We start from the raw sequence: 17,857 nt of genomic DNA on the forward strand, positions 1-17,857 counted from the left end.
GGCGAAGCTGGCCGGGGGCCTCAATTCGTGCCGAAGATCTTGTCCCCCGCGTCGCCCAGGCCCGGGATGATGTAGCCGATGTCGTTCAGGTGGCTGTCGATGGCCGCCGTCCAGCAGCGCACATCGGGGTGGGCCGTCTCCAGGGCCTTCACGCCTTCGGGCGCGGCCACCAGCACCAGCGCGCGCACGTCCTTGCAGCCGCGAGCCTTCAGCAGGTCGACGGTGGCGATCATGCTGCCGGCCGTGGCCAGCATCGGGTCGATGATGAGCGCGGTGCGTGCTTCGAGGTTGCCGACGAACTTGTCGAAGTAGTTCACCGGTTTCAGCGTCTCATGGTCACGCGCCAGGCCCACGACGGACACCTTGGCGTTGGGCAGGATGTCCAGCACGCCGTCCAGCATGCCCAGGCCCGCGCGCAGGATGGGCACCACGGTGACCTTCTTGCCGGCGATCTGGTCCACCTCGGCGGGGCCGCTCCAGCACTCGATGGTCACCTTCTCGGTCACGAAGTCGGCCGTCGCCTCGTAGGCCAGCAGGCGGGCGATCTCACCAGTCAGCTCGCGGAACTTCTTCGTCGAGATCTCGGCCTCGCGCATCAGGCCGATCTTGTGTTTGACGAGGGGGTGCTTGACTTCGATGACGGGCATGGCGGCCTTCCTGTTTTTCTGGGTAGTCAGAATTATCGACTGCCGGCCTTGGCGCGCTGGCGCAGCACCTCGTACAGGCACACGCCCGAGGCCACCGACACGTTCAGGCTCTCCACCGCACCGGCCATCGGGATGCGCACCAGTTCATCGCAGGTCTTGGCCGTCAATTGCCGCATGCCCTCGCCCTCGGCGCCCAGCACGAAGGCGATGGGGCGGGTCAGGTCCAGGTCGTAGATGGAGCGCTCGGCCTGGTCGGACGTGCCGACCACCCAGATGTCGCGCTCCTTCAGCTCGTTCAGCGTGCGCGCCAGGTTGGTGACCATCAGGTAGGGCACGGTCTCGGCGGCGCCGCTGGCCACCTTGGCCACCGTGGCGTTCAGGCCCACGGCGCGGTCCTTGGGGGCGACGACGGCATGCGCGCCGGCGCCATCGGCCACGCGCAGGCAGGCGCCGAGGTTGTGCGGGTCGGTCACACCGTCCAGCACCAGCACCATGGGCGGGCCCTCGACGGCGTCGAGCACGTCGTCCAGCGAGTGCAGCTGAGCGATGGCGGCCACGCGGGCGACGACGCCTTGGTGGCGAGGGCTGCCGGCAATCTGGCTCAGCCGCTCGTCAGTGCTTTCCACCACCTTGGCGCCGGCTTCCTTGGCACGCTCGACGAAGGCACGCATGCGCTGGTCGCGCCGGGCGGGGTCGACATGCACTTCGGCGACGGAGGCCGGATGGGTCTTGAGGCGGACGGTGACGGCGTGAAAGCCGAACAGGACGGGCTTGGGCGAACTCATGGCCGCATTGTCGTCGGGCCGGTCAGCGTGCGCCCTGCTTCTGCCTCACGTAGGCCATCACATGGACGAAGCTGTCGGTCCAGAAACGGTCCTTGTGCTGGGCGAGGTGGTCCAGCAGCGCGTCGTGAGCAGACCGGCTCACATCCAGGTATTCGCCGCCGACACCGTGGAAGACGATGGCCACCAGGGCATGCGCCGCCGCAGCCTGTTCGACCAGCGCAATCAGTTGCTCGCCGCTCCAGCCCTCCACCGAGTAGACCGGCACGTTGTACGGGTCCACCGTGGCCGGGTCGGCCAGCAGCGCCGAGGCCGCGCGGAAGGCGACGAAGTGCTCGCGCAGCGGGCCGAGGTAGTCCTGCCCGCTGGCCAGGCGGTCCAGGCAGGGCAGCGTGTAGGTGCGGCACGTCTGGCCGTCCAACGCCTGCAGCCAGGTGTTGGCGACGATGACCTGCTCCTGCACCTGCGCCGGCTGCGTGGTCTCCAGGTCGCGGTGCGGCTGCACCCAGTCGCGGCCCGGCGGCTTGCTGGAGCAGGCATGGAACAGGCTGTGGTTGCCCAGCTCATGCCCGGCCACGGCGGCGGCGCGCCAGTCGTTCTGGCGGCGCGGCAGCGTCGGGCTGTTGATAGGCACATAGAAGCTGGCCTTCAGCCCGCGCTGGTTCAGCGCCGGCACGACGTGGTCCAGATGGCTGTCCAGCCCGTCGTCATAGCCCAGGCTGACGGCCGCCTGCTGGCCTTGCGGCCACGCGAAGGGCGCGGCCTGAGCCGCCACCGCGGCCAGGAGTCCGAGAACGACAAGCAGGCTTCGCATCACAGCTCTTCAACGCAGCAGTTGTACGGCCATCAGCGCGCAGATGAGCACGGGCTGGTGGACCATGTAGAAACTCAGCGACCAGCGCCCCAGCACCGCGAGCGGCCGCGGCGCGCCACCCGCCCACAGGCGCGGCCAGCCACGGGTGACGACGAAGCCCAGCAGCATGACGCCCAGCCACGGCAGCACCGGCACGTAGTCTTCCGTGACCGGCTTGTGCGTGACCAGGCCGACCCAGTTCGTCCAGCGTGTGTCGAAGAACGGTGACGGCACCAACCGCGGCGCAGCGATGGCCAGCACCGCCAGCGCCAGCAACGCGAGGCTGGGCAGCCGCGCCAGGCCCAGCCGCAGCAGCAACAGCATCACGGCGATGCCGTGCAGCACGCCGAAGCTGATCCAGCTGTCGGGGAACATGACCCACGAGCCCAGCGACACCGCCAGCGCGCAGGTGGCCACCTGGCCCCAGCGCTGCCAGAACCGGCCGGCGCCCAGCCCTGCCAGCACGGCGAACGCCTGCCCGCCGCCGGCGCAGAACAGGAACAGGCTGACGATGGCCGTGCGCTGCCACGTCCACACCGGATCACGGTAGAAATCCTGCCGTATCCAGCCGAAGTGGTTCAGGTCGAAGCTGAAGTGGAATGCCGCCATCCAGACGATGGCCAGGCCGCGCAAGGCGTCGAGGCGCTCGGAGCGGGGGGTGGTGTCGGCGACGGCCGTGGGCATGAAGCGCGTGGAGAAATCAGGAGTTCGGCGTGAGCGCCGGATTCTGGCCTCTCTGCGGGTTCTGCAGGTTCTGCTGCTGGCGTTGCCGCTGGCGCTCTTCGGCCAGGCGGCGGCGGGCGATGCGGTCGCCCTCGTCGGGGTCGGCGGCGCTGTGCATGGCCTCGGCGCGCTCGCGCGCGTTGCGCCGCTCGCGGTCGCTGATGCGGGACTGCGCCGCCTGCGCCTGGCGGCTGACGGCCCAGTCCGCGTCGTCGTAGCGCCCCTGGCCCTTGCGGCACTGCCAGGCGCGGCGCACCTCGTCCTGCAGGAACTGCCGCTCCGCGTCCCCCAGCGTGGTGGAGCCGGCGCTGGTTTCCATGCCGCGGATCTCGCTGTCGCCGGGGCAGGTGTTGGCGGCCCGCTGCCCCGGCGGCGGCGGCGGCGCGACCGCCGGTGCCGAGGGCGTGGCGACGGCCGCACGCGCCACCCCGGGCTTCATGCCATCGGCCACGTTGGGCTGCAGGCTGCGCTCGGTCAGCGGCTTGCCGCTGTCCTGGCAGGGCCTGTCGCTGTAGCGCACCTGGCCCGCCACCTCGCATTTCCAGACCGGCTGCGCGCAGGCGCCCCACGCCGCCAGGCCCAAGCCCAGCCCCACCATCCAACCCATCCGCTTCATCGCTGCAACCTTCCCTGCATGGACAGCCCGGCTCAACGCTGCGGCGGCCCGCCACGCCGACACGCGCGGCGCACTGCCACCAAAATGGGCGACAACGTCTTCCGCCTCACCGCCACCGACATGTCCAAGCGCCTGCTGATCCCCATCTTCGCCGCATCGCTCGTTGCCATCACCGCCGCCACCAGCGGACAGGCCCAACCCCAGCCGCGCGGCCCGGCCCAGCCCCGCACCGTCACCCCGCGCGCCGCGCTGGGCGCCGAGGAGCTGAACAACATCGGCGTCTTCAAGCGCGTGTCGCCGTCGGTCGTGCACATCACCACGCTGGCCGTGCAGCGCGACTTCTTCTCGCTGCGCACCAGCGAGCAGCCCAGCGGCACGGGCACCGGCTTCGTCTGGGACGAGGCCGGCCACATCGTCACCAACTTCCACGTCATCCAGGGCGGCGACCGTGCCACCGTCACGCTGGCCGACCAGAGCAGCTACCCGGCCCGGCTGGTGGGCGCCTTCCCCGACCGCGACCTCGCCGTGCTGCGCATCGAGGCGCCGCGCGACAAGCTGCCGGCCATCTCAATCGGCGCCAGCCGCGACCTGCAGGTGGGCCAGAAGGTCTACGCCATCGGCAACCCCTTCGGCCTGGACCAGACGCTGACCACCGGCATAGTCTCCGCGCTGAACCGCGAGATCGAGTCCGTCACGCGGCGCACCATCAAGGGCGCGATCCAGACCGACGCAGCCATCAACCCGGGCAACTCGGGCGGGCCGCTGCTGGACTCGGCGGGGCGGCTGATCGGCGTCAACACCGCCATCTACAGCCCGAGCGGGGCGAGCGCGGGGATCGGGTTTGCGATTCCCGTCGACGAGGTGAACCGCATCGTGCCGAGGTTGATTCGCGATGGGCGCTTCATCCGCCCGGCGCTCGGCGTCACGTCAGGCCCGCCGCAACTGACGCAGGCGCTGGGTGCGCCCAAGGGTGTGCTGCTGGTCAACGTGGCGCCCAACAGCCCGGCGGCGGCGGCCGGCTTGCAGCCCTATGGCCGCGACCGGTCGGGGCGCATCGTGCAGGGGGATGTCATCACGGCGGTCGATGGACAGGCGGTGTCGGACCTGGACGACTTGCTGTCGTTGATCGAGGCGCGGCAGATCGGGGAGAAGGTGACGCTGGCGGTTTGGCGCGGCGGGCAGACGCGGAAGGTCACGGCCACGTTGGGCAGCTCGGACTGAAGCGGGAGCTCGGCGGCCCACGCCAGCTCTTACAGTAACGCCCATTGGCATGCGCCGCACAGCGGCAGGCTCAATCAACATCGACAGGACACAGCCCATGGGCGCGCAATGGAAAGCCAAACACAAAGACATCGCCGCCAATGCCAAGGGCCGGCTGTTCGGCAAGCTGGCCAAGGACATCATGATCGCGGCGCGCAGCGGCGCTGACCCCAAGGACAACGCCCGGCTGCGGCTGGTGGTGGAGCAGGCGCGCAAGGTGTCCATGCCCAAGGAGACGCTGGACCGCGCCATCAAGAAGGGCGCCGGTCTGACCGGCGAGATCATCCATTTCGAACACGCCATCTACGAAGGCTTCGCGCCGCACCGCGTGCCGGTGATGGTGGAGGTGCTGACCGACAACGTGAACCGCGCCGCGTCGGACATGCGCGTGTTGTTCCGCAAGGGGCAGCTCGGCGGTGCCGGCTCCGTGGGCTGGGACTTCGAGCATCTCGGCATGGTCGAGGCCGAGCCCGCCGCGCCCGGCGCCGACGCCGACACGGCGGCCATCGAGGCCGGCGCGCAGGACCTGCTGCCGGCGGACGAGGACGGCGTCACCGTTTTCCTGACCGACCCGGCCGACCTCGACCTGGTCAGCCGTGCGCTACCCGGCCAGGGCTTCACGGTGCTGAGCGCCAAGCTCGGCTACCGCCCCAAGAACCCCATCGCCCCGGAGAGCCTGACGGCCGAGCAATTGGACGAGGTGGAGAGCTTCCTGGCCGCGCTGGACGACAACGACGACGTGCAGCACGTGTACGCCGGGCTGGCGGGTTAAGGGCCGGTGGCTGGCGCCGCGCACTGCGCCAACAGCCACTGCTCGAACGCCTTCACCGCCGGCCGCGCCTTGGCTGCCGGGTCGACGATGAGCCGGTAGGCCCGCGCCGACGCGATGCCGGCGTCGAAGGGCGTGACGAGCTGGCCGCTGGCGAGCAGGCCGTCCACCAGCGGCCGCCGGCCCAGGGCCACGCCCTGCCCTGCCACGGCAGCGGCAATTGCTTCCGAATAGCTGGAAAAACTCAGCCGCGCCGCCGGCCGCAGGTCGGTCAGCCCCCATGCGTTCAGCCAGGGCTCCCATTCGGCCGGCATGCCGGCGCTGTCGCCGTCCATCGCCAGGTGCAGCAGCGTGTGCCGCGCCAGGTCGGCCGGCTCGCGCAGCGGCAGGTTCAGCTCGCCCACCAGCCGCGGGCTGCAGACGGGCAGCATGGACTCGGCGAACAGTTGCCGGCCCTGGGCCGCGCCGATGGGGCTGTAGCGGATGGCGAGATCGAACCCCTCGCTGGCCAGATTGCGGTTGCCCAGGCCCGCGTCCAGCCGCACGTCGATGCCGGGGTGGGCGCGCGTGAAGGCCGTCAGCCTCGGGATCAGCCACAGCGACGCGAAACCGGGCGTCGTCGTCAGCGCCAGCACCTGCCGCTGGTGCGGCTCGCGCACGGTGCGCACGGCCACGCGCAGCGTGTTCAGCGCCGTCGCGCAGGCGGCGTGCAGGCGCTGGCCGTCCTCGGTCAGCGCCAGCGCGCGGTGGCGGCGCTCGAACAGCGCCACACCCAGGTCGTCCTCCAGCGCGCGCATCTGCCGGCTCATGGCGGACTGCGTGACGAAGCGCTCCTCGGCCGCCGCCGTGAAGCTCAGGTGCCGCGCCGCCGCCTCGAAAGCGGCGAGCAACTGCAGCGGCGGGAGGTGGTCCAGGGGTTTGGTTGGCATGCGTTGGCGGAATGCGAAGCCTTCCGAATCATCGTTTGTCGGCCTGGCGTGCGGCGCTCACTATCCGCGCCAGACGGCCCCGGCGCAAGCATGTCAACCCGGCATGCATCCGCAGCCCGGCCGCCCGAGGAGCACCGCATGCCGACCGACACCGCCACCACTGCCCGCACCCGGCTGCTGCTGCAGCGCGGCCAGATCTCCCGCCTGCCCGAGGCCCGCGCCACCCACCTGTGCAGCGCAGCCGGCACGCTGTGGATCACCATCGACCACGACAGCCGCGACATCGTGCTGGAGCCGGGCCAGTGCTACACCGTGCAGAGCCACGAGGCCGTCACGGTCAGCGCGCTGAGCGGCCCGGCCGTGCTGGACCTGCGGCCGGCGGCCGCCGGGGCGCTGGCATGAACACGCGGGTCGAGCGGCCAGCGCTGCCCGCCGGGCCGGCCGTGGACGCATGGCCCGTCTGGCCCTTGCCGGGCGACCGCGCCGTGCGGCTGCGGCCGGTTGCCGCGGCCGATGCGGGCGCCGAGCAGGCATTCTTCCGCGGCCTGTCGCTGGGCTCGCGCCACCAGCGCTTCCACATCGGCTTGCGCGAGCTGAGCCCGTCCCTGCTGAAACTGCTGACGGACATGGACCAACGCTCGCACCTCGCCTGGGTCGCGGAGTCGCTGGCGCCGGGCATGCCGGTCGTGGCGGATGCGCGCTACGTGCACGACGCCAGCTCGCCCGGCAGCGCCGAGTTCGCTCTCGCCGTGGCCGACGACTGGCATGGGCTTGGCCTGGGTCGCCGGCTGATGGCGCATCTGGCGGCGCATGCCCGGCAGCGTGGCTTGCACGCGCTGCACGGTGACGTGCTGGCCGACAACCGCCGCATGCTGGCGCTGCTGCGCGACCGGGGCGCCCGCCTGCTGCCGCACCCGGACGGCGCACAACTCGTGCGCGCGGTGCTCGACCTCGCCGCCTGACGCTCCGGCAGCGGCGATCATGCCGCCATGCGCCGCCGCCTCACCGCCAGCCTGCTGCTGTTGATCGCCGCCCTGCTCGGCTTGAGCCTGGTCGCTGGCGAGCTGCTGACGCGCCCCGCGCGCGCGGCCATCGGCCCGCCACCCGACGGGCTGGCCGCGGAACAGGTGCGCATCCCCTATGGCGACGGCCAGCAGGTCGGCGGCTGGTTCGTGCCCGGCCGCGCCGGCGAAGGCGCCGTGCTGCTGCTGCACGGCGTACGCGGCAACCGGCTGCAGATGCTGGACCGCGCCCGCTGGCTGCAGCGCGAGGGCATTGCCAGTCTGCTGATCGACCTGCCGGCGCATGGCGAGAGCAGCGGCGAGCGCATCACCTTCGGCCACGGCGAGGCGCCGGGCGTGGACGCCGCGCTGGCCTGGCTGCGCGCGCGGGCTCCGGGCGAGCGGGTCGCCGCCATCGGCGTGTCGCTGGGCGGCGCGTCGCTGCTGTTCGCCCAGCGCCGGCCGGCGCTGGATGCGCTGGTGCTGGAGTCGGTCTACCCCACCATCGACGACGCCGTGCAGGACCGGCTGGCCATGCGGTTGGGACCCACGGCCAGCCGGCTGGTCGCGCCGCTGCTGCTGATGCAACTGCCGCTACGGCTGGACCTGAGCGCGGCGCAGCTGCGGCCCGTTGCGGCGATCGGGTCAGTGGGTGCGCCGCTGCTGGTCGCGTCCGGCACCGAGGACCAGCACACGCGCTGGAGGGAGACCGAACGCCTGTTCGCCGCCGCGCCGGGCCCCAAGTCGCTCTGGCCCGTCGAGGGCGCGACCCACGTGGACCTGCACGACTTCGATGCTGCAGCCTACGAGGCGCGGCTGCTGCCCTGGCTGCAATCCCATCTGCGCAAGGCCCCGCGCTGACGAGGCCAAGCCCGCGGCGGCAAGATGGCGGCATGTCTGCCCTGCCCCCGCTCTCCATCCTCGACCTGGCGCCCGTCGTCGAGGGCGCCACCACGCGCGATGCGCTGCTCAACAGCCTGGACCTCGTCCGCCTGGCCGATGAACTCGGCTACACGCGCTACTGGGTGGCCGAACACCACAACATGGAAGGCGTGGCCAGTTCGGCCACGGCCGTGCTGATCGGCCAGCTCGCGGCCACGTCCCGCCGCATCCGCGTGGGCTCCGGCGGCATCATGCTGCCCAACCATGCGCCGCTGACCATCGCCGAGCAGTTCGGCACGCTGGCCGAGCTGTTCCCCGGCCGCATCGACCTGGGCCTGGGCCGCGCGCCGGGCACGGACCGGCCGACGATGCGCGCGCTGCGCCGCAGCCTGGAAAGCACCGGCGAGGACGCCTTCCCGAACGACGTGCTGGAGCTGCAGGGCTATCTCGCACCGGCAAGCGCAGACGCCGTCGTGCGCGCGGTGCCCGGCCAGGGCACGGAGGTGCCGATCTGGCTGCTGGGCTCCAGCCTCTACGGCGCGCAGTTGGCGGCCTACCTCGGCCTGCCGTTCGCGTTCGCGTCGCACTTTGCGCCCGACCTGCTGATGCAGGCGCTGCAGATCTACCGCGCCACCTACAAGCCCAGCGCGCGCCACCCCAGGCCGCATGCGATGGTGGGGCTGAACGTGGTCGTCGCGCCGACCGACGAGGAAGCGCGTGTGCTGTTCACGTCGTCGCAGCAGCGTTTCCTGGGCATGGTGCGCGGCCAGCGTGGCAAGCTGCCGCCGCCGGTGGCGAGCATGGAGGCGCTGTGGACGCCGGCCGAGGCGCTGCAGGTGCAGCGCATGCTCAGCGAATCCATCGTGGGCTCGCCCGAGACCGTGCGCGCCGGCCTGGCAGCCACCTGGGCACGCACGCAGGCCGATGAATTCATCGTCGCCTGCGCGGTGCATGACCATGGTCTGAGGCGGCGGTCCTATGAGTTGCTGGCCGGCATTTGAGCGGACCGCTTCTGCGCGCCGCGACAGACGCATGTCGACCCAGGAGCGGTGCCCAGCTTCGGAACACACGAGCACGTGTCGACGGTCACTGCCCCTTGCGCAAAAGAAGCCAGCGACCGGCCAGAGCCGCCCAGACCGGATACGTCGAGCAACCCATCAATGTGCCGACGGCAAGCGCGAGGTGGACGATCTCGTTCGCCCTCTGCGTCCCGGGCGGGGTCGGATCATCATCCGAGATCGGACCGTGAAAGATCGCGGCATCGACGAACAGCGCGTAGCCGATGGGAAAGAGGCTGATCAGCAGGAGACCGGCGCCTGCCACGACACCCAGTCTGCGCAACCCTGTCGGTAGGCCGTTGGCAGCCTGCCGGCCTACGACGATGAGCCATGCTCCAACCGCACCTTGGGGGATCATGTAGAGCGCGTCCGCGACGACTTTGGCGAAGCTCAGCGACATCAGGACAACGACCAGGGTGAGAAAGGCAACCGCCGCGACGGCGATCATCCGGTTCGATCCGAGCGAATGCCGGCGAGCGATGGCGTCGAGCGCAACGGCGAACGGAATCAGGCAGAGCGATTGCAAGATGACCCCGGCGTCATGGCTCCTGAGCAGGAGATGAGCGACCCGCGGGTCTGCAGGTCTCATCACCAGGAACACGATCAGGCATGCGAACGCCATGATTCCGAAGGCGCCACTGAGGAGCGCCAGCCGACCTGCAAGTTGATCTCCGGATAGGGGCGTTGCGGTGGACGATTGCATGGTCATTGGGGATCAATGTGTGCACCGCGAGCCTACGCGAAAGCCATCGTCGCGACCGACATCTCCTGGCCGCGAGGGTGAAGCCAGGCAGTGTCCCGGGAGCGGGCGTCGCGCGCGATGTCCCGGAACACTCTGCCTGAGGGCCCGCTGCTGCGTCAGACGCCCGCCGTGACGAGGTGGCAGGTCTCCAGGCGCGGCGTCGCCCTGCCGCTCAGGCCTTCACTTCGACCACCTGTTCGAAGCCACCGAAGATCATGCGTTTGCCGTCGAAGGGCATGGGCGGATTGCCGGGCGTGGACGGATCCATGCGCGGGTCTTCCATCATTTTCTTCATGCCTGCGTCGCGCGTGGCCTTGTCCGGCCATTCGACCCACGAGAACGCCACCGTCTCCTCCGCCGTGGCCTGGACTGCACGGCGGAAGTCGGTGACCTTGCCGTCGGGGACGTCGTTGCCCCAAGCTTCGATCACACGGATTGCACCCAGCTCGATGAACATCGCGTCGAAATGGCGCGCGTGTTCAATGAACTTCTGCTTGTTGGCGGTGGGGACCGCGATCACAAAACCATCGATGTATGACATGTCTTCACTCCTGTTGAGTTGACCGGCCAGCGCGCACACCTGCGAGCACCGGGCATGCATCGACGAACGACGCCCGGTCAAATCGACACGCGTGCGTCGCAGGATGACATGTGCAACCCCGGCACTGCCTGCAACGGTGCCCGCGCCTGGCCGCAAGCATGCACCGCAAAGCCGGCCGTGAAACGCCCCCCCAGTGGATTCGTCCGTGTGGCCGATGACTCGGGCGCCAACCCGGGTCACGGCGTTCACTTGATGCGCTGCTTCTCCAGCTTGCGCGCCAGCGTGCGCCGGTGCATGCCCAGGCGCCGGGCGGTCTCGCTGATGTTGAAGTCGGTCTCGGCCAGCACCTCGTGGATGCGCTCCCATTCCAGCGTCTTGATGGACGCCGTCTGGCGCTCGGTCAGTTCCACGTCGGCGTCGCCCTGCTTGCGGGCGAATGCCGCTTCGATGTCGTCGGTGTTGGCCGGCTTGGCGAGGTAGTGGCAGGCCCCCAGCTTGATGGCCTCCACGGCGGTGGCGATGCTGGCGTAGCCGGTCAGCACGACGATCAGCACCTCCGGGTCCCAGCCGTGCAGGCATTGCACGCAGGCCAGGCCCGAAGAGCCGCCGGCGAGCTTGAGGTCCACGACGGCGTGGCCCAGTTCCTCGTCCTCGGGCAGCGCCTCCAGCAGCGTCTTCATGTCGTCCAGGCCGGTGGCGCGCACGACGCGCCAGCCGCGGCGCTCGAAGGAGCGGCTCAACGTGCGCGCGAAGCTGTCGTCGTCCTCGACGATGAGCAGCAGGCGGTCGTCTTCAGTCACGGCGGGCATCGGGGGCCGATTCTCGGGGCTGCAGCGAAGACAGCGGCAGCGTGAGGGTGACGGCTGCGCCGCCATCCTCCCGGTTGCGCGCCTCCAGCCGGCCGCCCAGCGTGCGCGCCACGTTGACCGACAGGAACAGCCCCATGCCGCGGCCGGGCTGGCCCTTGCTGCTCTGGTAGGGCTCGCCGAAGTGCCTAAGGCGCTCGGCATCGAAACCCGGGCCCTCGTCGAGCACGCTCAGGCTCAGCGTGTCGCCGCCCGGGCAGCTGGCGATGAGGGCGAGCGGCCGGCCGGGCGCGGCCTCGGCGGCGTTGTCCAGCAGGTTGGCGATGACCTGCTGCAGCGCGCTGTCCGCGATGATGCCGGCGTCGGGCAGGCGATCGCAGCGCACTGCCAGCCCGGCGTGCGGGTGGGCGGCACGCCAGCCGTCGGCCAGGCCGTCGATGAAGGCCTGCAGCGTGGTCAGCCGCGGGGCCTCGCCACGCATCTCGCCGGCCGACATCAGGATGCCGGTGACGATGGCCTTGCAGCGCAGGATCTGGCGCTGCATCTCCTCGATCTCCTCGCGCAGCTCGGGTTCGGCGGCGAACGGCGCCATGTGCGCCCAGTCACCCAGGATGACGCTGAGCGTGGCCAGCGGCGTGCCCAGCTCATGCGCAGCGCCGCTGGCCAGCAGCCCCATGCGCACGATGTGCACCTCTTCCGCCGCGCGTTGCTGCGCCTGCGCCAGCGCGGCGTCACGCTGGCGCAGGTTGCGGTTGATGCGCACGATGAACACGCTGAGCAGCCCCACGTTCAGCAGGAAACACAGCAGCACACCGCCCAGGTAATTGGTCGACAGCAGCGTGGGTGACTGCGGGTCCAGCAGCAGCGGGCGGTGCCACTGCATCAGCATGACGAAGCCGACCACCGCGCTCAGCACCACGGCCCACAGGTAGGCCGGCCGCAGCAGCACGGAGGCCACGGCCACCTGCAGCAGGTAGAGGTAGATGAAGGGGTTGTCGCTGCCACCGGCCAGGTAGAGCTGCCCCGTCAGCACAGCCACGTCCACGAGCAGCCCGACGCACAGCTCCAGCTGCGACACCGGCCGCGCCAGGCGGTTGCGCCACAGGCTGAACAGGTTGAACACGACGAGCACACCCAGCAGCGTCAGCATCTCCGCCCACGGCAGCGTGATGCCCAGCACGGCGTGCACCACCAGCACGGTCGCGAGTTGCCCGCCCACGGCCAGCCAGCGAAGCTCGATGAGCTGGCGCAGGTTGGCCCGGCCGGCACGCTGCTCAGGCGCGGCGACGACGGGTTCGGCGGTGGGCGCGGGGAGGAGGTTCAAGGCGTGACGCGCCGGCGCTCTTCGCGGACCAGGTAGCCCGCCGCTGCGGCGGCCATCACCGCGAGCGCCAGCCAGGTGGCGGCGTAGACGGCGTGGTTGTTGGCGAAGTGCAGCACGGTCAGGCCCGGTCGCGGATAGCGGCGCGGCTTCGCGGGGTCGGCGGACTCGTCGACGAAGAACGGGGCGACCGGGCCGGTGAGCGCGAGCTGGGCGGCAATGCCGGCCACATCGCGCGAATACCAGCGGCCTTCACCCGGCACGTTCTGCCGCAGCGGGCCGCCGCCGGTCTCGGTCAGGCGCAGCAGGCCGACCAGCTCGACCAGGCCCGTGGGCGCCGCGTGCCGTTCGGGCGCGCGCTGCTCGGGCGGCACGAAACCGCGGTTGACCAGGATGGCACTGCCGTCGTCCAGCCGCAGCGGCGCCAGCACCCAGTGGCCGCCGCCCAGCTCGGTCGTGGCCTGCACGAGCGCTTCGCGCGGCTCGAACCGGCCCTTCAGGCGCACGCGGCGGTATTCGTCGGCCTTGCCAACGGCTGCCCACGCGGCAGGCAACGGCAGTGGCACGGGATCGGCCCGGACCTGGGCATCGATGCGGGCCATGAGGTCCTGCTTCCAGCCCAGGCGCTGAACCTGCCAGGCGGCCAGCGCGAGGAAACCCAGGCTGGCGAGCGCCGCGGTGACGATCAGCGCAACGCGCGCAGCCCGGTTCATGCGATGCCCGTCAGGGCATGTTCCTCATCGCAGCCGGGTCCGGGGTCGGCATCATGTTGGTGTTCATGTGATACATGACCCAGACCGAACCGGCCAGCATGATGACGACCAGGGCCGCCGTGAACACCAGGGCCAGCAGCGACCAGCCCTGCTCGACCTTGGCGTTCATGTGCAGGAAATAGACCATGTGCACCACCATCTGCACGGCCGCGAAGCCGAGGATGACGAAGCCGGTCATCTTGGGGCTGGGCAGCACCTTGGCCATGACCAGCCAGAACGGGATGGCCGTCAGGATGACCGACAGAATGAAGCCCGTGGCGTAGCCCTTGTAGCTGACGTGGAAGTCCGCTTCGCCGTCAAGGTGGTCGTCACCGTGGTGACCGTGATCGTGGTTGGCCGCCATCACAGCACTCCCATCAGGTAGACGAAGGTGAAGACGCCGATCCAGACGACGTCCAGGAAGTGCCAGAACATCGACAGGCACATCAGGCGGCGCCGGTTGGCGGGCGTGAGGCCCAGCTTCTGCACCTGGAACATGAGCGTGACCAGCCAGATGCAGCCGAAGGTGACGTGCAGGCCGTGCGTGCCGACCAGCGTGAAGAAGCTGGACAGGAAGGCGCTGCGGCCGGGGCCGGCGCCCTCGTGGATGAGGTGGTGGAACTCGTACAGCTCGATGCCGAGGAACCCCAGGCCCAACAGGCCCGTGATGGCCAGCCAGGCCAGCACCTGACCCTTCTTGCGGGCCTGCATCGCGATCATCGCGAAGCCGTAGGTGATGGACGAGAACAGCAGCAGCGCGGTATTGGCGGCCACCAGCGGCAGGTCGAACAGGTCGGCGCCCGACGGGCCGGCCGCGTAGGAGCGGCCCAGCACGGCGTAGACGGCGAAAAGCACCGCGAAGATGAGGCAATCGCTCATCAGGTACAGCCAGAAGCCCAGCATGGTGCTGTTGGGCGGGTGGTGCTCGCCGCTGTGGTCGTAATAGACCGGCGTGCCGTTCAAGTGCGTGGCCACGGTTGCAGTCATGTCAGGGTCTTCCGGTCAGGCGGCGGCGCCGGCAGCAGCGGCCGCGGCCAGGGCACGGGTGCGCTCGTCCTCGCTGCGGGTCACGGCGTCGGCCGCGATGTGGTAGTCGCGGTCGTAGTTGAAGGTATGCACGATGGCGGCGATGACGGTGGCCGCCAGGCCCAGCGCCGCCAGGATGTACATGTGCCAGATCAGCGCGAAGCCCATGGCCGTGGCCAGCATGGCGATGACGAAGCCGGCACCGGTGTTCTTGGGCATGTGGATGGCCACGAAGCCCTTGACCGGACGCTCGGCGCCGCGCTGCTTCATGTCGTACCAGGCATCCATCTCGTGGGCGACGGGCGTGAAGGCGAAGTTGTAGTCGGGCGGCGGCGAGGACGTGGACCACTCCAGCGTGCGCCCGCCCCAGATGTCACCGGTGGTGTCGCGCAGGGCCTTGCGGCGCTTGATGCTGACGGCGATCTGGACCAGGAAGGCCGCGATGCCCAGCGCCACGACGCCCGCACCGATGGCGGCGATGACGAACCAGATCTGCAGCGACGGGTCGTCGAAGTGGCTGACGCGGCGCGTGACGCCCATCAGGCCCAGCACGTACAGCGGCGCGAAGGCCAGCCAGAAGCCGACGAACCAGCACCAGAACGACACCTTGCCCCAGAAGGCATCCAGCCGGAAGCCGAAGGCCTTGGGGAACCAGTAGTTGATGCCGGCGAACGCGCCGAACACCACGCCGCCGATGATGACGTTGTGGAAGTGGGCGATGAGGAACAGGCTGTTGTGCAGCACGAAGTCCGCCGCCGGCACGGCCAGCAGCACGCCGGTCATGCCGCCGATGGTGAAGGTGACCATGAAGCCCATGGTCCACAGCATCGGCACCTCGAACTTGATGCGGCCGCGGTACATCGTGAACAGCCAGTTGAAGATCTTCGCACCCGTCGGGATCGAGATGATCATCGTCGTGATGCCGAAGAAGCTGTTCACGCTGGCGCCCGAGCCCATCGTGAAGAAGTGGTGCAGCCACACCAGGTAGGACAGGATGGTGATGACGACCGTGGCGTAGACCATGGACGCATAGCCGAACAGCTTCTTGCGGCTGAAGGTGGACACCACCTCCGAGAAGATGCCGAACACCGGCAGCACCAGGATGTAGACCTCGGGGTGGCCCCAGATCCAGATCAGGTTCACGTAGAGCATGGCGTTGCCGCCCAGGTCGTTCGTGAAGAAGTTGGTGCCGAGATACCGGTCGGCCGTCAACAGCGCGAGCGTGGCGGCCAGCACGGGGAAGGTCGCGACGATGAGCACGTTGGTGCACAGCGACGTCCACGTGAAGACGGGCATCTTCATCATCGTCATGCCGGGCGCCCGCATCTTGATGATGGTGGCGATCAGGTTGATGCCCGACAACGTCGTGCCCACCCCCGCGATCTGCAGCGCCCAGAGGTAGTAGTCCACCCCCACGTCGGGGCTCGCCAGGATGCCCGACAGCGGCGGGTAGGCCAGCCAGCCGGTCTTGGCGAACTCGCCGATGAACAGCGAGATCATCACCAGGATGGCGCCGCCGGCGGTCATCCAGAAGCTGAAGTTGTTCAGGAACGGGAAGGCCACGTCACGCGCGCCGATCTGCAGCGGCACGACGTAGTTCATGAACCCGGTCACGAAGGGCATCGCGACGAAGAAGATCATGATGACGCCGTGCGCCGTGAACACCTGGTCGTAGTGGTGCGGCGGCAGGAAGCCGGCGTTGTCGGCGAAAGACATGGCCTGGTGGGCCCGCATCATCAGCGCGTCCGCGAAGCCGCGCAGCAGCATCACGACGCCCAGGATGATGTACATGATGCCGATCTTCTTGTGGTCGATGCTGGTGACCCAGTCGCGCCACAGGTGGCCCCAGAGGCGGAACTTGGTGACCAGCGCGAACATCAGCAGGCCGCCCAGGGCGACCGCCGCGAAGGTGGCGACGAGGATGGGCTCGTGCAGGGGCAGCGAGTCCCAGCCCAGCCGGCCGAGGATGGGATGGAGCTGATCGGCAGCCTGGTGCTGCGCAACAACGGGATTGGACATCGGTCGGGCTCAGTTCTTCGGCGCGGTGGCCGATGCGTCAGCGGTCTCGAGGGGCAGGCCCAGCGGATTGGTCGGCGTGCACAGCGCGGCGACGACGATGCGCTCGCGCCGGTTGCCATCCACGTCGCGCCAGCCGCTGCGCATCGTGCTGGCGAGGCCGCCCTTGCCGGCACCGCCGGCGGCGTCGATGGCCATCATCTGGCTGGCGCACATCTTCTTGCCGTCGACGCAGCGGTCGATGATGGCGCTCCACAGGCCGTCCTCCACGCTGGCGAAGCGGCGGATGGGTTCCTTGGTGCTGGGCTGTTCGAGCTGCAGGTAGGCGGCGCGGGTCAGTTCGGCGCCACCGGCCTTGTTGGTCTGGACCCAGCGCGCGAACTCCTCGTCCGTCAGGCCGTGGAACTTGAAGCGCATGTCGGAGAAGCCGGCGCCGCTGTACTGCGCCGAGATGCCGTCGTACACGCCCGGCTTGTTGATGACCGCATGCAGTTGCGTTTGCATGCCCGGCATCGCGTAGATCATGCCGGCCAGCGCCGGCACGTAGAACGTGTTCATCACCGACGTGGACGTGAAGCGGAAGTGGATGGGGCGGTCCACCGGCGCCGCCATCTCGTTGACGAGGGCGATGCCCTGCTCCGGGTAGATGAACAGCCACTTCCAGTCCATGGCCACCACATGCACCTCCAGCGGCCTCACGTCGGCGGCCAGCGGCTTGTCCTCGGCGATGCGGTCCAGCGGGCGGAACGGGTCCAACTTGTGGGTGCTGATCCAGGTGATCGCGCCCAGCGCGATGATGATCAGCAGCGGCGCTCCCCAGATGACCAGTTCCAGCCGGGTGGAATGGTCCCAGTCAGGCGCATAAGTGGCCCCGCTGTTGGACTGGCGGTAACGGTATGCAAAGAACAGCGTCAGCACGATCACCGGCACGATGATCAGCAGCATGAGCAGCGTGGAGGTGACGATCAGGTTGGCCTGCTGCTTGGCGATGTCACCATGCGGCTTCATCACGAGCAGGTTGCAACCGCTCAGTGCGATGCTGGCCGCCAGGGCAGTGCCCCAGGTCAAGACGCGAGACGGGAGTGATAGGGTGTGGTACATCCGGAGTAACGCGCGCGAGGGTTAACGATCTT

21 protein-coding genes are annotated in these 17,857 nt (G+C 69.5%); 6 read left to right on the forward strand and 15 right to left on the reverse strand.

The window, feature by feature from the left end; all coding sequences use genetic code 11:
- Positions 1–20: 20 nt before the first annotated feature.
- The 5 genes from upp to ACO07H_RS14915 are packed head-to-tail and all read right to left on the reverse strand — an operon-like array spanning position 21 to position 3,621.
- Positions 21–647, reverse strand: a complete 627-nt coding sequence (gene upp / locus ACO07H_RS14895; protein WP_422015455.1) for a uracil phosphoribosyltransferase — start codon at positions 645–647, stop codon at positions 21–23.
- A gap of 32 nt (positions 648–679) precedes the next feature.
- Entirely contained in the window at positions 680–1,432 is a 753-nt protein-coding gene (gene rlmB, locus ACO07H_RS14900) for a 23S rRNA (guanosine(2251)-2'-O)-methyltransferase RlmB (RefSeq protein ID WP_422015457.1), read from the reverse strand.
- 22 nt (positions 1,433–1,454) lie between these two features.
- Positions 1,455–2,243 carry a polysaccharide deacetylase family protein gene (locus tag ACO07H_RS14905; RefSeq protein ID WP_422015459.1) on the reverse strand — a complete coding sequence of 263 codons (789 nt, stop codon included), beginning with the start codon at positions 2,241–2,243 and terminating at the stop codon, positions 1,455–1,457.
- A 9-nt stretch (positions 2,244–2,252) separates the two neighbouring features.
- A complete protein-coding gene (locus tag ACO07H_RS14910) occupies positions 2,253–2,966 on the reverse strand; it encodes a DUF1624 domain-containing protein (RefSeq protein WP_422015461.1) in 714 nt (237 codons plus the stop codon).
- Positions 2,967–2,982: 16 nt separating this feature from the next.
- Positions 2,983–3,621 carry a hypothetical protein gene (locus tag ACO07H_RS14915; protein WP_422015463.1) on the reverse strand — a complete coding sequence of 213 codons (639 nt, stop codon included), beginning with the start codon at positions 3,619–3,621 and terminating at the stop codon, positions 2,983–2,985.
- Between the two features lie 84 nt (positions 3,622–3,705).
- Between ACO07H_RS14915 and ACO07H_RS14920 the strand changes: the two genes are divergently transcribed.
- Positions 3,706–4,842 (forward strand): S1C family serine protease, encoded by a 1,137-nt coding sequence (locus ACO07H_RS14920; RefSeq protein ID WP_422015465.1) that lies wholly within the window; start codon positions 3,706–3,708, stop codon positions 4,840–4,842.
- A gap of 97 nt (positions 4,843–4,939) precedes the next feature.
- On the forward strand, positions 4,940–5,653 hold the full coding sequence (locus ACO07H_RS14925) for a YebC/PmpR family DNA-binding transcriptional regulator (protein ID WP_422015467.1): 714 nt from the start codon (positions 4,940–4,942) through the stop codon (positions 5,651–5,653).
- On the opposite strand, the gene gcvA is transcribed toward ACO07H_RS14925, so the two are convergent.
- Entirely contained in the window at positions 5,650–6,579 is a 930-nt protein-coding gene (gene gcvA / locus ACO07H_RS14930) for a transcriptional regulator GcvA (protein ID WP_422015469.1), read from the reverse strand. The genes ACO07H_RS14925 and gcvA overlap by 4 nt on opposite strands.
- A 138-nt stretch (positions 6,580–6,717) precedes the next feature.
- On the opposite strand from gcvA, the gene ACO07H_RS14935 reads away from it, so the two are divergent.
- From ACO07H_RS14935 to ACO07H_RS14950, 4 genes are read left to right on the forward strand one after another with little or no spacing between them, the layout of a single operon-like run.
- Complete coding sequence (locus ACO07H_RS14935; RefSeq protein ID WP_422015471.1) at positions 6,718–6,981, forward strand: DUF2917 domain-containing protein; 264 nt, start codon at positions 6,718–6,720, stop codon at positions 6,979–6,981.
- The gene (locus ACO07H_RS14940) at positions 6,978–7,541 is read left to right on the forward strand and encodes a GNAT family N-acetyltransferase (RefSeq protein WP_422015473.1); all 564 of its coding nucleotides are present in this window, start codon (positions 6,978–6,980) and stop codon (positions 7,539–7,541) included. The genes ACO07H_RS14935 and ACO07H_RS14940 overlap by 4 nt, the downstream gene beginning before the upstream one ends.
- A 27-nt stretch (positions 7,542–7,568) precedes the next feature.
- On the forward strand, positions 7,569–8,441 hold the full coding sequence (locus tag ACO07H_RS14945; protein WP_422015475.1) for an alpha/beta hydrolase: 873 nt from the start codon (positions 7,569–7,571) through the stop codon (positions 8,439–8,441).
- Positions 8,442–8,482: 41 nt separating this feature from the next.
- Positions 8,483–9,463 carry an LLM class flavin-dependent oxidoreductase gene (locus ACO07H_RS14950; protein ID WP_422018644.1) on the forward strand — a complete coding sequence of 327 codons (981 nt, stop codon included), beginning with the start codon at positions 8,483–8,485 and terminating at the stop codon, positions 9,461–9,463.
- Between the two features lie 85 nt (positions 9,464–9,548).
- On the opposite strand, the gene ACO07H_RS14955 is transcribed toward ACO07H_RS14950, so the two are convergent.
- The 9 genes from ACO07H_RS14955 to cyoA form a co-directional block, all read right to left on the reverse strand.
- Positions 9,549–10,223 carry a hypothetical protein gene (locus tag ACO07H_RS14955; RefSeq protein WP_422015477.1) on the reverse strand — a complete coding sequence of 225 codons (675 nt, stop codon included), beginning with the start codon at positions 10,221–10,223 and terminating at the stop codon, positions 9,549–9,551.
- Between the two features lie 211 nt (positions 10,224–10,434).
- Positions 10,435–10,803, reverse strand: coding sequence for a DUF1428 domain-containing protein (locus ACO07H_RS14960; RefSeq protein WP_422015479.1), 369 nt, complete (start codon positions 10,801–10,803; stop codon positions 10,435–10,437).
- A gap of 245 nt (positions 10,804–11,048) precedes the next feature.
- Positions 11,049–11,612 (reverse strand): response regulator transcription factor, encoded by a 564-nt coding sequence (locus ACO07H_RS14965; protein ID WP_422015481.1) that lies wholly within the window; start codon positions 11,610–11,612, stop codon positions 11,049–11,051.
- Positions 11,596–12,933 carry an ATP-binding protein gene (locus ACO07H_RS14970; RefSeq protein WP_422015483.1) on the reverse strand — a complete coding sequence of 446 codons (1,338 nt, stop codon included), beginning with the start codon at positions 12,931–12,933 and terminating at the stop codon, positions 11,596–11,598. Before ACO07H_RS14970 ends, ACO07H_RS14965 begins: the two co-directional genes overlap by 17 nt.
- Complete coding sequence (locus ACO07H_RS14975) at positions 12,930–13,643, reverse strand: SURF1 family protein (protein ID WP_422015485.1); 714 nt, start codon at positions 13,641–13,643, stop codon at positions 12,930–12,932. Before ACO07H_RS14975 ends, ACO07H_RS14970 begins: the two co-directional genes overlap by 4 nt.
- 10 nt (positions 13,644–13,653) lie before the next feature.
- Complete coding sequence (gene cyoD, locus ACO07H_RS14980) at positions 13,654–14,046, reverse strand: cytochrome o ubiquinol oxidase subunit IV (protein WP_422015487.1); 393 nt, start codon at positions 14,044–14,046, stop codon at positions 13,654–13,656.
- Positions 14,046–14,669, reverse strand: coding sequence for a cytochrome o ubiquinol oxidase subunit III (gene cyoC, locus ACO07H_RS14985; protein ID WP_422015489.1), 624 nt, complete (start codon positions 14,667–14,669; stop codon positions 14,046–14,048). The genes cyoD and cyoC overlap by 1 nt, the downstream gene beginning before the upstream one ends.
- Positions 14,670–14,684: 15 nt before the next feature.
- Positions 14,685–16,727 (reverse strand): cytochrome o ubiquinol oxidase subunit I, encoded by a 2,043-nt coding sequence (gene cyoB, locus ACO07H_RS14990; RefSeq protein WP_422015491.1) that lies wholly within the window; start codon positions 16,725–16,727, stop codon positions 14,685–14,687.
- Between the two features lie 9 nt (positions 16,728–16,736).
- Positions 16,737–17,825 (reverse strand): ubiquinol oxidase subunit II, encoded by a 1,089-nt coding sequence (gene cyoA, locus ACO07H_RS14995; RefSeq protein ID WP_422015493.1) that lies wholly within the window; start codon positions 17,823–17,825, stop codon positions 16,737–16,739.
- Positions 17,826–17,857 lie beyond the last annotated feature (32 nt).

This window comes from Roseateles sp. (assembly GCF_965229315.1).
Taxonomy (GTDB): Bacteria; Pseudomonadota; Gammaproteobacteria; order Burkholderiales; family Burkholderiaceae_C; genus Pelomonas.

Excerpts from the sequence above, each read along its gene's own strand:
- cyoA (WP_422015493.1), bottom strand. The coding sequence starts at position 17,825 with ATGTACCACACCCTATCACTCCCGTCTCGCGTCTTGACCTGGGGCACT.
- ACO07H_RS14960 (WP_422015479.1), bottom strand. The coding sequence starts at position 10,803 with ATGTCATACATCGATGGTTTTGTGATCGCGGTCCCCACCGCCAACAAG.
- ACO07H_RS14940 (WP_422015473.1), top strand. The coding sequence starts at position 6,978 with ATGAACACGCGGGTCGAGCGGCCAGCGCTGCCCGCCGGGCCGGCCGTG.
- ACO07H_RS14965 (WP_422015481.1), bottom strand. The coding sequence starts at position 11,612 with ATGCCCGCCGTGACTGAAGACGACCGCCTGCTGCTCATCGTCGAGGAC.
- ACO07H_RS14935 (WP_422015471.1), top strand. The coding sequence starts at position 6,718 with ATGCCGACCGACACCGCCACCACTGCCCGCACCCGGCTGCTGCTGCAG.
- ACO07H_RS14920 (WP_422015465.1), top strand. The coding sequence starts at position 3,706 with ATGGGCGACAACGTCTTCCGCCTCACCGCCACCGACATGTCCAAGCGC.
- ACO07H_RS14910 (WP_422015461.1), bottom strand. The coding sequence starts at position 2,966 with ATGCCCACGGCCGTCGCCGACACCACCCCCCGCTCCGAGCGCCTCGAC.
- upp (WP_422015455.1), bottom strand. The coding sequence starts at position 647 with ATGCCCGTCATCGAAGTCAAGCACCCCCTCGTCAAACACAAGATCGGC.
- cyoD (WP_422015487.1), bottom strand. The coding sequence starts at position 14,046 with ATGGCGGCCAACCACGATCACGGTCACCACGGTGACGACCACCTTGAC.
- gcvA (WP_422015469.1), bottom strand. The coding sequence starts at position 6,579 with ATGCCAACCAAACCCCTGGACCACCTCCCGCCGCTGCAGTTGCTCGCC.
- ACO07H_RS14905 (WP_422015459.1), bottom strand. The coding sequence starts at position 2,243 with ATGCGAAGCCTGCTTGTCGTTCTCGGACTCCTGGCCGCGGTGGCGGCT.
- ACO07H_RS14925 (WP_422015467.1), top strand. The coding sequence starts at position 4,940 with ATGGGCGCGCAATGGAAAGCCAAACACAAAGACATCGCCGCCAATGCC.
- ACO07H_RS14955 (WP_422015477.1), bottom strand. The coding sequence starts at position 10,223 with ATGCAATCGTCCACCGCAACGCCCCTATCCGGAGATCAACTTGCAGGT.
- cyoB (WP_422015491.1), bottom strand. The coding sequence starts at position 16,727 with ATGTCCAATCCCGTTGTTGCGCAGCACCAGGCTGCCGATCAGCTCCAT.
- cyoC (WP_422015489.1), bottom strand. The coding sequence starts at position 14,669 with ATGACTGCAACCGTGGCCACGCACTTGAACGGCACGCCGGTCTATTAC.
- ACO07H_RS14975 (WP_422015485.1), bottom strand. The coding sequence starts at position 13,643 with ATGAACCGGGCTGCGCGCGTTGCGCTGATCGTCACCGCGGCGCTCGCC.
- ACO07H_RS14945 (WP_422015475.1), top strand. The coding sequence starts at position 7,569 with ATGCGCCGCCGCCTCACCGCCAGCCTGCTGCTGTTGATCGCCGCCCTG.
- rlmB (WP_422015457.1), bottom strand. The coding sequence starts at position 1,432 with ATGAGTTCGCCCAAGCCCGTCCTGTTCGGCTTTCACGCCGTCACCGTC.
- ACO07H_RS14915 (WP_422015463.1), bottom strand. The coding sequence starts at position 3,621 with ATGAAGCGGATGGGTTGGATGGTGGGGCTGGGCTTGGGCCTGGCGGCG.